The organism is Agrobacterium sp. GD03872, assembly GCF_029840625.1.
Lineage (GTDB): Bacteria > Pseudomonadota > Alphaproteobacteria > Rhizobiales > Rhizobiaceae > Agrobacterium > Agrobacterium fabrum_A.
Genome location: NZ_JAOCCY010000003.1, coordinates 427,803 through 442,906, shown reverse-complemented (window position 1 = coordinate 442,906; position 15,104 = coordinate 427,803). Strand labels below are relative to the sequence as shown.

Genomic DNA, 15,104 nt, shown 5'->3' with positions numbered 1-15,104 from the left:
ATAGCGGCATGTCCCGTTCCAATGCCTATGGAAGCAGCCAGCCGCGCTGGCTGTTTCCTTTTGTGGTCAGCGTTGTTTTTGCGCTCAGCGCCCTGCCGCTCGGGCGGCTCGCCTATACCGGCATCATATCGTCACTTAACGGTGACATATGGCGGCTTCTCGCCGATCCCGCCCTTTGGGATGCGGCGCTGAACACGCTCTCCACCTCGTTTTTCGGCATGCTGATTTCGCTTTTGATCGGCGGCGCTTTCGCGCTTTCGCTGACGCTTTGCGACATCCGCGGCAAGTCGATCCTGAGTTTCCTGTTCATGCTGCCGATGATGATCCCGCCGCAGGTGACGGCGCTGTCGTGGATCGGCATGACCGGCCCGTCGAGCACGCTTTTGAAGGCGATTGGCCTTGCGCCGGCGATGGGTTCGCCGCAGCCGCTTTATTCCATTGCGGGCATCGCGCTTCTGCTCGGCGTGCAGCACGCGCCGCTCGTTTATCTGTCGCTGCGCGCCGGCCTACTGGCCTTGCCGCAGGACGGAATCGAGGCGGCCAAGCTTTCCGGCGCTTCGCCGCGCCGCGTGCTGTTCGATATCATCCTGCCGCTGTCGACGCCGGGATTGATCGCCGGGGCGGCGATCTCCTTCGTCTCCAGTGTCGGTAATTTCGGCATTCCGGCGATCCTCGGCATCCCCGCCTCGATCTTCACTTTGCCGACGCTCATCTACAGCCGTTTCGCCAGTTTCGGCACCAGCACCTTCGGCGATATCGCCATTCTCTCCACCATGATCGCCATCATCTCGGTCGCCGGGCTTGCACTTCAGGAACGGGCGATGAAGGGCAGGGATTATCGTATCATCGGCCTTTCCGGCAAAGCCGCAACCTTCGGGCTTTCGCGCTGGCGGGTGCCGGCGGAACTCGCCCTTTGGCTGGTGCTGTTCTTCATGCTGGTCGCACCGCTCGCTGCGCTGGTGGCAAGCTCGCTTGCGCCTGCCTATGGCGTGCCGCTCAGCCTGAAGACTGCGACGCTGCATGCCTATGAGGAGCTGCTCTATCGGCAGAGCGTGACGCGTACCGCCTTCCGCAATTCGCTATTTTTGGCGACGGCCACCTCGCTTTGCCTGCTGGCGGTGACGGTGCTGACGGCCTATTTTCTGGTGCGCGGCAAGAGCCGCTTCATGTTCCTGCTTTCGGCGCTGGTGGATATTCCCTATGCGCTGCCTGGTGTGGTGATTTCCGTCTCCTTCGTGCTGCTTTTTGCAGCTCCGATCCCACTTCTCGGCGTGACGCTTTACGGGACGATCTGGATCATCCTGCTTGCCTATTTCTCCTCCTTCTTCGCCGTCAGCCTCAAACCCATGGTCAGTGCCTTCCTGCAATTCGACCCATCGCTGGAGGAGGCCGCACGGCTCTCCGGCGCCGGCTTCTGGCGGCGGCTGAAGGATATCATCCTGCCGCTGGTCGGGCCTGCGGCGGGGGCGTCGGTCATTCTCGTTTTCCTGATCGCCTGCAATGAGCTGACGGTTTCGGCGCTGTTGTGGTCCGCCGGCACCCAGACGCTTGGCGTCCTCATCTACAATCTCGATGACAGCGGCAGCTTCGATCTTGCCTCTGCACTTTCGGTACTCGTTGTCATCATGGTGATTATCCTCATGCTGCTGCTCGAAATTCTGGGGCGCTATCTGCCGAAAGGAGTGGTCCCTTGGCGAAACTGATCCTCAACCGCCTGTCGAAGAGTTTCGGTGCCGGTTCGAAACCAGCCGTGGACGATGTGTCGCTCACGGTACGTGATGGCGGTTTTCTCGCTTTGCTCGGGCCTTCCGGCTGCGGCAAAACGACGGTGCTGCGCATGATCGCCGGTTTCGAACAGCCGACCGACGGTTCCATTCTGCTCGGCGAGCGGGTGCTGGCCGATGCCGGCAGCATGGTGCCGCCGGAGCGGCGCAACATGGCGATGGTGTTCCAGTCCTATGCGCTGTGGCCGCATATGTCGGTTGCCGACAATGCCGGTTATCCCTTGAAGGTGCGCGGCATATCAGGCGAGAAATATCGCGAGAAGGTAGGTCAGGCGCTGGCCGCCGTCCGTCTCGAAAGCTTTGCCGATCGCCGTCCCGCCGAATTGTCCGGTGGCCAGCGGCAGCGCGTGGCGCTCGCCCGCTGCCTCGTTACCGAGCCTGACGTGGTGCTGCTCGACGAGCCGCTCGCCAATCTCGACCGGCATCTCAGGCAGGAGATGGAGGAGACGTTCCGCGAGTTCCACATCCGCTCCGGCGCGACGATGATCTATGTCACCCACGATCAGGCGGAAGCCATGGCGCTGGCGACCGATGTCGCCGTGATGTCGCAGGGCAAGCTTTTGCAGGTCGCGCCGCCGGCGGAACTGTATGCGCGGCCGGAGGGCAGGCTTGTCGGTTCGCTGGTGGGGCAGGGGGCAATCGTGACATTGCCGGTACCGGAAGTGGCTGCGCGCGACCTCGATTGGACGGGACTTCGGGCGGCTATGGAGAGCGGAACCGGATCACCGCAGGCGGATATTCTCGTGCGGCCGCAGGATGTGGTGCGGGATGCGGAGGGCATCGCCTGCACTGTGACGTCGGTTCTTTACGAGGGCGAGCGTTATGCCCTACGTCTCGACATGCCGGACGGGCAGGTGCTGAGAGCCTATTCGCGGGAAGCGGCTTCTGTCGGTGATCGGTTGCCGGTTGCCATTCGTGCGGCGTGGCGGCTTTAGTGCGATAAGTGTACTTCCCTCATCCCTGTGCTTGTCACAGGGATCCAGCCGACGCGCGTCTGCGCGGCGGAGAGAGTCCTTTCAGCCCAAGGACTTGGGCTGACCGGATTCCTGTGACGAGCACAGGAATGAGGGAGGGTGAAGGACGTGGCCCTAGCTACTGGCGAGGCGGCGCGACACCAGCTAAGCTTCCCCTGCAGCAATAGGATTGATTCATGTCGCTTCGGCTTGCCACCTTCAATATCGAGAATCTCCTCACCCGTTTCGATTTCACCGGCTTTCGCAACCAGACGCGGCGCGACAGGGCGATCCAGCTTTTCGATATCAGGGACGAGGCGACCTATCAGGCGCTGGAAAGCGCGCGGATGGTGTCTTCCACCGACGATACGCGCCAGCTTTCGGCGCTCGCCATCGCCGACGCGAATGCCGATATTCTCTGCCTGCAGGAAGTGGACAACATGGCCGCGTTGCAGGCCTTCGAATATGGCTATCTCTACCGCATGGTCGGCAATGGCTACCTGCAGAAATATCTGGTCGAGGGTAATGACGGCCGCGGCATCGATGTCGCCGTCGTCATGCGCGAGGAGACGCGGGACGGCGACAGGATCGAGGTCGTCGACATCAAGAGCCATGCGGCGTTGACCTACCGCAATCTCGATCTCTTCAATCCGGAGCTGGCGGCGACCAACCAGATCGATGACAAAATCTTCAAACGGGATTGCCTGGAAATCGATCTGAGGATCGGCGGCAAGCCGCTGACGCTTTACGTCACGCATTTCAAATCCATGACCAATGCCCGCGATGCGGTCGACGCCCGGCTCGGCACCATGCCGATCCGCGAGGCGGAGGCGATGGCTGTTCGCCGTATCATTGAAAACCGCTGGGGTGTCGGCAATACCCGCAACAAGAATTTCGCGATCTGCGGCGATATGAACGACTATCAGGAACGTGTCGTGATTTCCGGCGACAGGCGCAGCGGTTACAGCTTCGCGCCCGTCGAGGAGGAGCGCAGCGCGCTCGATATTTTCACGGCCGATGGTTTCGTGGTCAATCCGATGATGCGCCGTGACGTCATGGATCGCTGGACGCTCTACCACTCACGCGGGCCGCAGGAGCAGCACCTGTGCCAGCTCGACTATATCTGGCTTTCGCCGCGCCTTGCGGAAACGAACGCCACGCATGTCCCCGAAATCATTCGCAATGGACAGCCATACCGCACGGTCTTCCCGCCGGGGCAGGCGGTGGAGCGTTACCCCCGCACCGGCTGGGACCGCCCGAAGGCTTCCGATCATTGCCCCGTGGTCATGACGCTGGATCTGATCTAGGCGGCGCATCACCGTCGCCGGCGGGTCACTCAGCCGTTCGCGGCCTTGGGGAAATAGGTTGCCCAGACCCGGTTGCGGCCCGCACGCTTGGCCTCGTAAAGCCGGTCATCGGCGATGGCGATCAACTCTTCCCAGCTGGTGATGGCCCGCACTTCCTGCCAGACCACGCCGAAACTGGCCGTGAGCGACAGGCCGCTTTGCTCATCGATGGTCTGGGCTTCGATCAGGCGGCGAAGACGGTCGGCGGTGGCCGTGGCGTGGCTGACATCCTGCAGCACGACGACGAATTCTTCGCCACCATATCGTGCCAGAATGTCGCCCTTGCGCAACGCGCTCCTTAGAAGGTTCGCCGTCTTTTGCAGCGCAAGGTCGCCCATGGCATGGCCGTGTCGGTCGTTGATCGACTTGAAATGGTCGATATCGATGATCATCACGCCGAGTGCGTGATATTGTTCGTCGCCGGTCAGCAAGGCGCGAACAGCCTTTTCCAACGCGCGGCGGTTGAAGACGCCTGTCAGCGCATCGGTTTCGGACAGGGTTCGGAGCTGCTCGGCCAGCGCGCGCTGCTGCTTCTCCATTTCTCCCTTTTGACGAAGCTGCTCGCGCAGGAAATCCAGCTCCTGGAACATTTTCTTCACTTCCGGGGCCACCTTGTCCGCATGCTTGCCCCCGGAAAGATCACCGGCGGCAATGGCGGCGATCTGCGCCTGGACGGATTGCATGGGCCGGAACAGCGTGGTCTTGTAAACGGATGTCAGCCGCAACAGCACCAAGACCGCGATACCCGCGAGGAGGAGGGATGTTGCACCGTAGATCAGCGCCTCCTGCTTTCTCTTTTCGATCCGCGCGCGCGTTTCGGACAGGATAAGGTCGCGTAACGTATCGGACGAACGCATGCCGGCAATATAGTTCCTGGAGAATTCAAGAGCGCTCGGCTGGGCGGACGGCTGGGCCATCACGATGGTATTCTGCGCATAACGCAGCGCCTGGCCGAAATAATAGGTTTCGAGGTCGCGCAGCGCTCCGTCCAGTTGCGGCGTCGACAGATAGGCGGCGGTATAATTGATCAGCGAGGCTTTCAGTGACATCAGCCCCTGCATCTCGGTGTCGAATTTGGCGCGATAACCGAGTTTTTCCTGCCTGTTCGCATTGAGACTCATGATCACATAGGAACCGAGGCGGCCGATCCTGTCCCGCATGACGCCGGCGGTGCCTGTCAGCGCGATGTCGATCGCCACATCGGGCGTTACCTTGATGATGGCGCGCGCCGCCCTGCCGCGCAGCATGTTGACGCTGTCCGCCGCCTTGAACATCGATGAAATCGCGTTGGACATTGGGCCGTGGTTGCGTACGTCAGGGGGGAGCGCGACAACCTGATCGACCAGCTCCCGCGATTGCCTGAGCCTCTGGCGGGTTTCAGCAAGTGACGCCGCCAGTTCAGGCTGTGTCTTGATATCGTCGGTGAAGTATCTCTCCAGTTCCGACAGCTTGTCGTCCGTTGCCTTGCGTGCGGTGGCAAGCCCCTCGACCAGCCTTGCATCCGGCACGGAGGCGCCCATCAGATTGTTGGCGGGCCCGCGCTCGGCCGAGACCAGCCATGCGGACTGGAGAGCGGTTTCGAAGCGGGTGAGCTGCGCCGCATTGGTGCGATAACGCAGATAATTGTAGACGCTGGGCAGCGCGGCAAGGGTCGCCAGCAGGATAGAGCTTACGGCGATGATGATCGTGCCTGTCAGCTGGACTTTCTGTATGCTCGCGCGCATCTGAAGCGTTGTTCTCACTGGAATGGTTATGTTTCATCGCCATTTTAACGGCGCTGCGTAAATACTTCGCTTATTTTCCGGGCCTTTTGCGGCGATCGTCGCCCTGCCGACCTCGCTGGGTCCACTATGTGGAAAAGCGCCCTGCCAATGCGATATAGCCAGTTTTTACTTTACACCAAGTCAGAATCTGATAGTTGGCAAGGCACTGGCTTGCCCTTGTAGCTCAGTTGGTAGAGCACCTGATTTGTAATCAGGGGGTCGCGGGTTCGAACCCTGCCGGGGGCACCAGTAAAATCAATCACTTAATGGCGATCTATTCGGTTGAATGATGCACTGCGCGATGCGTGGCGCTTTGGGTCCGTTGCTGCGAACGGTTGAACCCCGACCAAGCCGGAGTTCTTGGTTCTGACCAGCCCACCGCAGGGTTTCCATATCAGGGAAGTGGTTTGGTCCACCACAAGGCGAGATCGGGAAAAGTGCGGTATCCGCCAGAGTTGTAAAGTCCTTGGGTTTAAGCATATTGTTCAGCGGACGGGTTGAACGATAGCGGGCGCTTCCAATGGATGCATATGGTCATTTGCGGATATTGGTAAGCCTCATTCTCGGCCTGGCGATCACCAGAGTGCTGTCCGGCCTTTCCAGAAGGCTGCAGGAGCCGCAGAAGACTGACCGCATGCACGCGCAGATCGTCTGGTCGCTTGTCCTGCTTCTTGGAGCGATCCACTTCTGGTGGTGGGAGTTCGCCTTACGGCTGATCCACAACTGGAATTTCTGGATTTACATCTTCGTTCTCGTCTACACCTCGCTTTTCTTCCTGATGTCGACGCTGCTTTATCCCGATCACATTCAGGAGTCGTCCGAACGGGAAAGTTTTTTCGTGCGCCGGCGGCATGCGTTTTTTGCCCTGTTTGCCGCCTCGTTCGTCTTCGATCTGATGGACACCTACATCAAGGGGAAAGAGCACTTCGAACAGCTCGGGCCATGGTATCTGGCAAGGATAGCCGGCGGTCTGCTTATCGCTGTCGTGGCGATGAGAACCGATAACAGCCGCAAAATCATGTGGCTCGGTGTCGTCTGGCTCTTCTTGAACGCGCTCTGGATAACGGCGATCTACAGCGACCTGTTCTAGTTCTTTCAGCGGCAAAATAACCAGATCGCCGGCTCGGGCTGCGAGTGAAACGCGCAAGCGCACAAAGCGGGGTGGCGGTTTCGATAATGCCTATGGCTTTATGTGATAAAGCTTGTGCACGATGGACCAGTTGCCGTCGCGCTCCAGCAGGGACAGATATTCGTAAAAATCCATACCGTCGAAACGGGTCGTCAGCTTCACCGAGGCGCTGTCACCCTCCTTGTCGATACCCATGATTTCGAAAGCGGGATCGTGATCGGGCAGGCCGCGTTCGCTTTTTGCGCATCTGGTCGACAAAGTCCTCCAGGGACAGCCATTCGATTTCGCCTTCGAAGGTTCCGACGATGCTGGCGCGCGGGTCGAAAACATCCCGCATCAGGCTCTCATCCGCATAGGCCATGGCATGGACATAATCCGTGACGGTCTGGGTAATCGTTTGCGGCATCGGATCGTCCTCCCTTCGGATCCAAAAGCCGAGCTTACACCCGTTGACGCGTTTCCACCATAACCCCCTGAAAACGCGCCGGTTACGCCTCCGCCCGTGGTGTTTTCCGACCGGCTGCGGCAGGTGCGGTATCGAGCCTTGCGGTGTGTTTTGCCGCCGCTTTCCACAATTTTGTCCCGCCCGTCACTATAGTCGCCTTGGGTCCGACAAATTTCGGCATCAAGGGCTTTTCACCGGCCGTCCTGCCGGCTGCCACGAGGCTTTTGTGTGGGCTTTGCCGGTTTAACCGCCGGGGCGGGGTGCCGTGCCGGGCGGATTTGGCCTATGATCCACTCGCAGGCCTCATGAGGGTGGCATAAGGCATGCGGGTAACAGTTGCGTTTGAAGGTGTTTTTGTGATTGATCCCTATGTTTTGCTTGGCGTGGAGCGCGATGCCGACGAGGCGGCGATCAAGTCGGCCTACCGCAAGGTGGCCAAGGCCGCGCATCCCGATAGCGGCGGCGACGCCGAGCAATTCGCGCGGCTGCAGACGGCCTATGAGCTGCTGAAGGATCCGGTGCGCCGCAAGGTATTCGACGATACCGGCTACGATCCGCAGCTTGCCGACGCCAAGGACCTCAAGGGCCTGCTGATGCTGGAAACGCTGGTGAATGAATTTATTCTGGACGAACGCGAACCCGGCAGTTTCGACCCCGTGGCCGCCATGCGCCGCAAGCTGACCGACGATATTCTGAAAAGCCGTTTCCATATTCTCGAGCTGGAACGGCACCGCACCCGGGTTCGCAAACATATGGACCGTCTCGGCCGCAAGCCGGAAACCGATGTGCTGAGCTCCATGCTGCGCGCCCGCAGCCAATCCATCGCCGAAGCCATCCGTAATGCCGAAGCCCAGATCGAGGTGATCGAACAGGCCTATACGATGCTCGAAGGTTATTCCTACGAGCTCGAAAGCGTGGCCTTGGCCGAGCCCTTGCTGAAAGGCGAGGCGGCGGAATAGGCGGCCGTTCAGGGGCCGTTGGCGAGGGCGAGGATGAGCTGATGCACCCGTCCGCCGGGGGAAAGCTCGTCCCGGTCGAAATCGCGGCCGCGCTGGCGCTGCTCGTTGGAAAGCTCACCCAGACGCTGCTGCAGAACGGCGCGCACCTTCTGGCATTTGGGATCGTTCTCTGCCCTCAGGCCGATGCTGAAGGCCTCGATCTTTTTCACCATATCGAGAATATGGTCACCATGGACGCGTTCATGGGTTTCCACGCCGGAAATGAAGGTCCTCCAGCTGGCGGCGACGGCGGGCGGCAGATTGGCCGGCGCTTTCGGCCAGGTGTAGATGATGGTGAGATTGGGTCTTGCCGTGGCGAGAATGCAAGCGCCATCCGGCTGGGGGCGATAATCGCGCCGCCATGTCAGCTTGAAGGTGGTGTGGGCAATGGCCTGCACGCCGGCGGTCGGACCGCGCTCGCCGATCGACTGATAAAGCGCACCGCCCGTATTGCCGCTGATGGCGTAGGTTTTTATCTGTTCGGCGGGTTTCCAGCCGACAGACTGCGCTGACAGCGGAAGAGCACTCAGCAACAGGGCGGCACTGACGGAAAGGGAAAAAAGACTATGGACGGGCACGCATCGATCCTTGGTGTTTTGCGCGCCGAAGATAGGCGAGGGGCAGGCGGTGAGGCAAGGGGGATGCGGGCGAGGATCGCCGGCTTCTGCGTGGAATAGCCCATACGAAAACCCCCGCGCCTCGACGCGGGGGAGACAAGCGTACGACTGCAGGGGTAATCAGTCGTCCAGCTTGTCGTAATCGAGCTTCGGAGCGTTCTGCAGCGCTTCCTTGGTGGTGTCGACATAGGCCTTCCAGGTGCCGTTGTCGTTGTGAACAGCGACGGAAGCCGGGTCGAGCACCACATAGCTCTTGTCGATGCCGAGGAAGCCGCCGACGCTGGCCACAAGGCCGATCACCGACTTGCCGTCGCCGATGACGACATCCTCGATTTCGCCGATGTTTTCGTTCTGGGCGTTATAGATGTCCATGCCATCGAGCTGGGAGGCGGTGAGATCGGTCTTCTGGACATTAACGAACTTCAGCGGGCCGCTGGCCTTGGTGCCCATGGTAATGCCGGGGCCGGACAAAGTGGCGTCCGCGCCGGCAGCAGGAGCAGTAGTGGCCGTCTGGGCAAAAGCCACGGAAGAGGAGAGCGCTGCTGCCGCAGCGAGAGCGATGACCTTGATTTTCATGATGTTTCTTCCCTTTGTATGCTGAACGTTGCGTTCGGGGAGGAAACGACGGGAGGCGGATTTGGTTCCTCATGGGAGGACAGGAAAATTTCGTCTATGCTGAAAAAAGGAACAGGCGTGCATCGAAATCGGGAGGATGCCATGGCGAAAAACACGGTGGGGAAAGATGCGGAGGAGACCGCACCATCGGACTTCATCGACCGGAAGATCGCGGAGCTCGGCGACTGGCGCGGTGAGACGCTCGCGCATATTCGCGCGGTGATCAGGAAGGCCGATCCGGAGGTGGTGGAAGAGGTGAAATGGCGCGGCGTGCCGGTCTGGTCGCATGCGGGCATCCTCTGCACCGGCGAAACCTACAAAAGCGCGGTGAAGATGACATTTGCCAAGGGCGCCTCGCTGGAGGACCCGGCGGGGCTGTTCAATTCGAGCCTTGAGGGCAATACGCGGCGGGCGATTGATTTTCACGAGGGGGATGTCGTGGATGAGGAGGCGCTGGCGGCGCTGATCCGGGCGGCGGTGGCGCTAAATGCGGTGGGGAAGAGCGGGAAAAAGCGGGCCGGAAAGTAATGGATCTATCCGGCGACGAGAAAGAGGCCCACGCCTCAATCCTTGGCTTTGTCGGCAGCCTTGTCCCATTCCCCATCGATGAACTTCAGCGCGTCGATAATCGAGACCTTCCACACCGACCAGACGTGATCGCCATCGGTCACCCGCAGCTCGGATTTGCGCTTGTCGGCTTGCAGCGTCTCATGCAGGGCGATGGCGCCGCGCCAGAGGAAGAAGCCGTCATCGTCGCCGACGGTCAGATAGGTGGCGGGCAAATCCTGGCTTTCGGCGACATGCTGCGCCACGAGGGTGAAGACGTTTTTTTCGTTGAAGAGCCTTGCATCGAAAGGTGTGCCGAAGGCGCCGGAGAAATGGTCGCCGGTTGAAGGAAGCACGATGCCGCTGGTGACAGTGGTGCGGTCGACCCGGTGGAAAAAGGCGCTGTCCTGAATGAGCTTGAGTTCGGCAGGCGTCTTGTCGAGATCGGATGCGGGGACATTCTGCCAGATAGCGCCCGACAGGCTGGCCACGGCGCCATAGAGGTCTTCATGGCCATAGGCGAGATGCAGGGCGCCGAAACCGCCCATGGAGAGGCCGGCGATGGCGCGGCCTTGCCGATCTTTCCGCACCGGCAGCGTTTTTTCGATCTGGTGGCGCAGATCGCCGGTCAGGGCGGTTTCGTAATCGCCGGGGCCGCCGACAGCGGCGGAATCCACATACCAGCTGTTCTTGACGCCGGGCATGACGACAACCAGCGGGCGGATGGCGCCGGCGGCGATGAGCGTATCGAGCGTCTTTTCGATATTGCCGAGATCGCGCCAGCTGTTCTGGTCGCCATCATGACCGTGCAGGAGATAAAGCACCGGCCAGCCGTTTTCCGGCGGCGCGCCGTCCGGGCGATAGATGTTGACGGGAAGCGGCGCGTTCAGGGCGGCGCTATGGAAGGTCGCATCCTCGATCTGTCCGGCAAAGACCGGGGTGCAGGTGACAAGAAGGCAGAATGCCGCCAGATTTTTTCGATACATGCGGTCGCTCCCTGCTGCCATTTCCAGAACATATCAATGTGCGCGCGCACTGGGCGTTCCGGAATCCATAATGTTGCGGCAATGTCGCCCGCGCAAGTTTGCGCGCGATGCAACGGCTTCGGAAAACCCGATCCAGCGGCCCTTTTGCATCGCGCTGCAGCTTTCAGGTTTTGATCATGATAAAATTGACTTTATCGCATTTCACACGATTGCTTGTTTTGCTCCTGCTTCTTTCCGGCTGCATGACAGTGCCGATTTCCAGCATTCCCAAGCTCATGCGGCTCGATTTTCTGACAATGAATTTCGAGCATGTGCGGGTGGGGCTGCAGCTTCCCGCCTATCTTTCGTTGCGCTCCGGCGATGCCGTGATGATCGCCCGGAGCCGGACAGATGGGTTGGAAGGCGAGACGGTCTATACCTATACGCTGGTAGAGGATACGGATGCCGCTGCCCTTGCAGGGTTCCGGCCGGAAAAACGGATGGGAACAGCCGCGACCGTGTGGCGAATTAAGCCTGAGGATGTTGCCGGGCTCGCGGAGCTACAGGAGCGGGTGCGCCGTTCCCGCATTCAGGGACCGCGTATCAGGGGCAGCACGGAGATCAAGATATTGAAGGCCTGCCTCACGGGCGCGTTTCCCGCCGGTCCGATCTATTCTTCGACCTACATCAAGCCCGCGGAAAACGAAGATTATATTCCCGCATCGATAGATAACGATCTGGTCAAGCTATTCGGACCGACCGAGATCAGGTCGCTAATCAGGCAATGCGAGAACTGACGGCGATTGCCGAGTGTCTGGATGCCTTGTCCCGTTTCAGGTTTCCGTACGGCCTCCCGAAACTTCTCATATGGAGCAGCGGGTACGTTACCCGCTGTCCGTCAGATCGACCTCGTGTCTTCGCGCATCAGCGCCCCGGCCGGCCCGTCTTGCCCTTGGTTCGGCTCTTGCGCTTCTGCTCACCGGCATCCTCATAGGAGCCCGCACCGATCTTGCCGCGCACCAGCGGTCGCGGATCGTCCGTGGCGCGCTCCGGCTGGCCTTCCGGCAACGGTGAGAACCGTTTGCCGGATTCGGTCTCCGGCTTGTCGGGCACCGTGCCGCGCACGGGTTTTTCGGTCCTGCCCACCGTCATCTCGTCCAGTGTGTTCCTGCGGAACAGCGGTTTTCCCGCATCCGAGCCGGGGCCCATTTCGTCGAGCGAGGGTTTGGCGAAGAGGGATTTGCTGCTTTCGTTCGCTGCGGCGCCCGCCTCCGTCCTGCCGGACGTCTCACCCTCCGGCGGCGAGATCGACAAGTGGCTGCGTCTGTTGTTCTTTCCGCCGCCTTCGATGGCGCGGGCCTCCTCCTTGGCCATCGGGTCGTCCATGGTCGCCAGTTCGGCGGCCTTGAGGCGTTTGATTTCGTCGCGCAGGCGGGCGGCTTTTTCGAAGTCGAGATCGGCTGCGGCATCGCGCATGGATTTTTCCAGCGCGTTGAGATGGGCCTGCAGATTGTTGCCGACCAGATGGCCGCCATCGGCGAAGCCCTTGCCGGAAACGCCAGAAATATCGGCCCTTACGTGATCGCGCTCATAAACAGAATCAAGAATGTCTGAGATCTTCGCCTTGACAGATTCCGGCGTGATGCCGTGTTCGGCATTATAGGCCATCTGCTTTTCGCGGCGGCGGGAGGTTTCCTCCATCGCCCGCTTCATCGAGCCGGTGATATTATCGGCATAAAGGATGACCTTGCCGTCGACGTTACGGGCGGCGCGGCCGATGGTCTGGATCAGTGAGGTTTCCGAGCGCAGGAAGCCTTCCTTGTCGGCATCGAGGATGGCGACGAAACCGCATTCGGGAATATCGAGGCCCTCGCGCAGAAGGTTGATGCCGACGAGAACGTCGAAAGCGCCGAGGCGCAGGTCGCGGATGATCTCGATGCGCTCCAGCGTGTCGATGTCAGAGTGCATGTAACGGACGCGGACGCCCTGTTCATGCAGATATTCGGTCAGGTCCTCGGCCATGCGCTTGGTCAGCACGGTGCAGAGCGTGCGGTAACCCTTGGCGGCGGTCTCGCGGATTTCGCCGAGAACGTCGTCGACTTGGCTGCGGGCGGAGCGCACTTCGACCGGCGGATCGATGAGGCCGGTCGGGCGGATGACCTGTTCGGCAAAGACGCCGCCGGACTGTTCCATCTCCCATGAACCGGGGGTTGCCGAAACCGCCACGGTGAGCGGGCGCATCGCGTCCCATTCCTCGAAGCGCAGCGGCCGGTTGTCCATGCAGGAGGGCAGGCGGAAGCCATATTCGGCCAGCGTCGCCTTGCGCCTGAAGTCGCCGCGATACATGCCGCCGATCTGGCTGACGGAGACGTGGCTTTCATCGATGAAGAGCAGGGCATTATCAGGGATATATTCGAACAGGGTCGGTGGCGGTTCGCCGGGATTGCGGCCGGTGAGATAACGCGAATAGTTTTCGATGCCGGCGCAGGAGCCGGTTGCCTCCAGCATTTCCACATCGTAGCGGGTGCGCTGTTCCAGCCGCTGGGCTTCCAGCAGGCGTCCGGCCTTTTCCAGCTCGGCGAGGCGGCCCTTCAATTCTTCCTTGATCGACTTGATCGCGCCGTTCAGCGTCGGGCGCGGGGTGACATAGTGCGAATTGGCGTAAATCTTGACGGATTGCAGGTCGCCTGTCTTCTGGCCGCTCAACGGGTCGAATTCGGTGATGGAATCGATCTCGTCTCCGAACATCGAGATACGCCAGGCGGCATCCTCAAGGTGGGCCGGGAAGATTTCGATAGTATCGCCGCGCACGCGGAACGAGCCGCGCTGGAAATCCATGTCGCGGCGTTTGTATTGCTGGGCTACGAGGTCGGCCAGAAGCTGGCGCTGGTCCAGCCGGTCGCCCACCTGCATCTGGAAGGTCATGGCCGTATAGGTCTCGACCGAACCGATACCGTAGATGCAGGAAACCGAGGCGACGATGATGCAGTCGTCGCGTTCCAGCAGCGAGCGGGTGGCGGAGTGGCGCATCCGGTCGATCTGTTCGTTGATCGAGGATTCCTTCTCGATGAAGGTGTCGGAGCGCGGCACATAGGCTTCCGGCTGGTAATAATCGTAGTAGGAGACGAAATATTCCACCGCATTGTCGGGGAAGAAGTTCTTGAACTCCGAATAGAGCTGCGCGGCCAGCGTTTTGTTGGGGGCGAGGATGACAGCCGGGCGCTGCGTCGCCTCGATCACCTTGGCCATGGTGAAGGTCTTGCCCGAGCCGGTGACGCCGAGCAGCACCTGGCTGCGTTCGCCGGAATTGATGCCTTCCACGAGGTCGTTGATGGCCGTCGGCTGGTCGCCGGCGGGCTGGTAGTCCGAGGCCATGCGGATGGCGACGCCGCCTTCCGATTTCGGCGGGCGGGCCGGGCGGTGCGGCGTCCACAGCTTGCCGTCCTTGAACAGCGGATTGCCGCTCTCGATCAGTTTCGACAGCGCATCCACCGTGGCGGTGACGGCGCCCGGCGCGAGGTTGGCGGCATCCTCCAGCGATACGTCCATGCCGGCGACCGGATTGAGACCGGCGGCGGCGCGGGTTTTCGGATCGCTCGATGCGCCGATGGAAACGCCGCGTGCGGTCTTGGAGACCGTGGTGTTCTTGGCCGTCTTCGGGGGGGCTTTCTGGGCCTCCTTGCGCGCCTCGATCTCGATCTTCTTGCGGTGCTTGCCCGCCTTCGAGGCGATTTCGCGCTGGGTTTCCACGGAGGACGCCTCCGCTTCCGCCTCGAGCTGCTTCACCCAATCGGCGACGCTGCCGCTAAGCGGCGCGCCTTCGAAGGACGATTGCGGAGCTTCCTCGAAGCCCGAGGGCGAGGAGGTGGAGTTTTTCGGTGATCTGGCCATGGGCGAAATATGGAGGGAGTCACGCTTAAAGGGAAGGGGATGCGGTGAAAAA

General features: G+C 60.8%; 12 protein-coding genes, 1 tRNA gene and 1 pseudogene. 8 read left to right on the top strand and 6 right to left on the bottom strand.

The window, feature by feature from the left end:
- The first annotated feature begins 8 nt into the window (after positions 1–8).
- From N5D22_RS09870 to N5D22_RS09860, 3 genes are all read left to right on the top strand, one after another.
- Complete coding sequence (locus N5D22_RS09870; RefSeq protein ID WP_279656199.1) at positions 9–1,703, top strand: iron ABC transporter permease; 1,695 nt, start codon at positions 9–11, stop codon at positions 1,701–1,703.
- Entirely contained in the window at positions 1,691–2,719 is a 1,029-nt protein-coding gene (locus N5D22_RS09865) for an ABC transporter ATP-binding protein (RefSeq protein WP_279656198.1), read from the top strand. Before N5D22_RS09870 ends, N5D22_RS09865 begins: the two co-directional genes overlap by 13 nt.
- A gap of 215 nt (positions 2,720–2,934) precedes the next feature.
- Complete coding sequence (locus N5D22_RS09860; RefSeq protein ID WP_279656197.1) at positions 2,935–4,044, top strand: endonuclease/exonuclease/phosphatase family protein; 1,110 nt, start codon at positions 2,935–2,937, stop codon at positions 4,042–4,044.
- Between the two features lie 29 nt (positions 4,045–4,073).
- On the opposite strand, the gene N5D22_RS09855 is transcribed toward N5D22_RS09860, so the two are convergent.
- Positions 4,074–5,807: a GGDEF domain-containing protein gene (locus tag N5D22_RS09855; protein ID WP_279656196.1), complete on the bottom strand. Its 1,734-nt coding sequence runs from the start codon at positions 5,805–5,807 to the stop codon at positions 4,074–4,076.
- A 212-nt stretch (positions 5,808–6,019) separates the two neighbouring features.
- On the opposite strand from N5D22_RS09855, the gene N5D22_RS09850 reads away from it, so the two are divergent.
- Together N5D22_RS09850 and N5D22_RS09845 are read left to right on the top strand one after the other, a co-directional pair.
- Positions 6,020–6,095: transfer RNA gene (locus N5D22_RS09850), tRNA-Thr, on the top strand.
- A 271-nt stretch (positions 6,096–6,366) separates the two neighbouring features.
- The gene (locus N5D22_RS09845; RefSeq protein WP_279656195.1) at positions 6,367–6,936 is read left to right on the top strand and encodes a hypothetical protein; all 570 of its coding nucleotides are present in this window, start codon (positions 6,367–6,369) and stop codon (positions 6,934–6,936) included.
- Positions 6,937–7,026: 90 nt separating this feature from the next.
- Here the strand turns inward: N5D22_RS09845 and N5D22_RS09840 are convergent.
- Positions 7,027–7,336: pseudogene (locus N5D22_RS09840) on the bottom strand (nuclear transport factor 2 family protein).
- Between the two features lie 407 nt (positions 7,337–7,743).
- Here N5D22_RS09840 and N5D22_RS09835 point away from each other — a divergent pair.
- The gene (locus N5D22_RS09835; protein ID WP_279656194.1) at positions 7,744–8,379 is read left to right on the top strand and encodes a J domain-containing protein; all 636 of its coding nucleotides are present in this window, start codon (positions 7,744–7,746) and stop codon (positions 8,377–8,379) included.
- Positions 8,380–8,387: 8 nt separating this feature from the next.
- Here N5D22_RS09835 and N5D22_RS09830 read toward each other — a convergent pair whose 3' ends face one another.
- Complete coding sequence (locus tag N5D22_RS09830) at positions 8,388–8,996, bottom strand: DUF922 domain-containing Zn-dependent protease (protein ID WP_279656193.1); 609 nt, start codon at positions 8,994–8,996, stop codon at positions 8,388–8,390.
- A 159-nt stretch (positions 8,997–9,155) separates the two neighbouring features.
- The gene (locus N5D22_RS09825; protein ID WP_003522438.1) at positions 9,156–9,611 is read right to left on the bottom strand and encodes a PRC-barrel domain-containing protein; all 456 of its coding nucleotides are present in this window, start codon (positions 9,609–9,611) and stop codon (positions 9,156–9,158) included.
- Positions 9,612–9,752: 141 nt separating this feature from the next.
- Here N5D22_RS09825 and N5D22_RS09820 point away from each other — a divergent pair, with 141 nt between their 5' ends.
- On the top strand, positions 9,753–10,178 hold the full coding sequence (locus N5D22_RS09820) for a DUF1801 domain-containing protein (RefSeq protein ID WP_279656192.1): 426 nt from the start codon (positions 9,753–9,755) through the stop codon (positions 10,176–10,178).
- 35 nt (positions 10,179–10,213) lie between these two features.
- Here the strand turns inward: N5D22_RS09820 and N5D22_RS09815 are convergent, their stop codons facing one another.
- On the bottom strand, positions 10,214–11,182 hold the full coding sequence (locus N5D22_RS09815; RefSeq protein WP_279656191.1) for an alpha/beta hydrolase family protein: 969 nt from the start codon (positions 11,180–11,182) through the stop codon (positions 10,214–10,216).
- A gap of 176 nt (positions 11,183–11,358) precedes the next feature.
- Here N5D22_RS09815 and N5D22_RS09810 point away from each other — a divergent pair, with 176 nt between their 5' ends.
- Positions 11,359–11,958: a hypothetical protein gene (locus tag N5D22_RS09810; RefSeq protein WP_279659049.1), complete on the top strand. Its 600-nt coding sequence runs from the start codon at positions 11,359–11,361 to the stop codon at positions 11,956–11,958.
- Positions 11,959–12,085: 127 nt separating this feature from the next.
- On the opposite strand, the gene uvrB is transcribed toward N5D22_RS09810, so the two are convergent.
- Positions 12,086–15,052, bottom strand: a complete 2,967-nt coding sequence (uvrB, locus tag N5D22_RS09805; RefSeq protein WP_279656189.1) for an excinuclease ABC subunit UvrB — start codon at positions 15,050–15,052, stop codon at positions 12,086–12,088.
- Positions 15,053–15,104 lie beyond the last annotated feature (52 nt).

What these genes read in the sequence shown, in the direction of transcription:
- N5D22_RS09835 (WP_279656194.1), top strand. Translation starts at nt 7,744, where the DNA reads ATGCGGGTAACAGTTGCGTTTGAAGGTGTTTTTGTGATTGATCCCTAT.
- N5D22_RS09825 (WP_003522438.1), bottom strand. Translation starts at nt 9,611, where the DNA reads ATGAAAATCAAGGTCATCGCTCTCGCTGCGGCAGCAGCGCTCTCCTCT.
- uvrB (WP_279656189.1), bottom strand. Translation starts at nt 15,052, where the DNA reads ATGGCCAGATCACCGAAAAACTCCACCTCCTCGCCCTCGGGCTTCGAG.
- N5D22_RS09820 (WP_279656192.1), top strand. Translation starts at nt 9,753, where the DNA reads ATGGCGAAAAACACGGTGGGGAAAGATGCGGAGGAGACCGCACCATCG.
- N5D22_RS09860 (WP_279656197.1), top strand. Translation starts at nt 2,935, where the DNA reads ATGTCGCTTCGGCTTGCCACCTTCAATATCGAGAATCTCCTCACCCGT.
- N5D22_RS09815 (WP_279656191.1), bottom strand. Translation starts at nt 11,182, where the DNA reads ATGTATCGAAAAAATCTGGCGGCATTCTGCCTTCTTGTCACCTGCACC.
- N5D22_RS09845 (WP_279656195.1), top strand. Translation starts at nt 6,367, where the DNA reads ATGGATGCATATGGTCATTTGCGGATATTGGTAAGCCTCATTCTCGGC.
- N5D22_RS09855 (WP_279656196.1), bottom strand. Translation starts at nt 5,807, where the DNA reads ATGCGCGCGAGCATACAGAAAGTCCAGCTGACAGGCACGATCATCATC.
- N5D22_RS09810 (WP_279659049.1), top strand. Translation starts at nt 11,359, where the DNA reads ATGATAAAATTGACTTTATCGCATTTCACACGATTGCTTGTTTTGCTC.
- N5D22_RS09870 (WP_279656199.1), top strand. Translation starts at nt 9, where the DNA reads ATGTCCCGTTCCAATGCCTATGGAAGCAGCCAGCCGCGCTGGCTGTTT.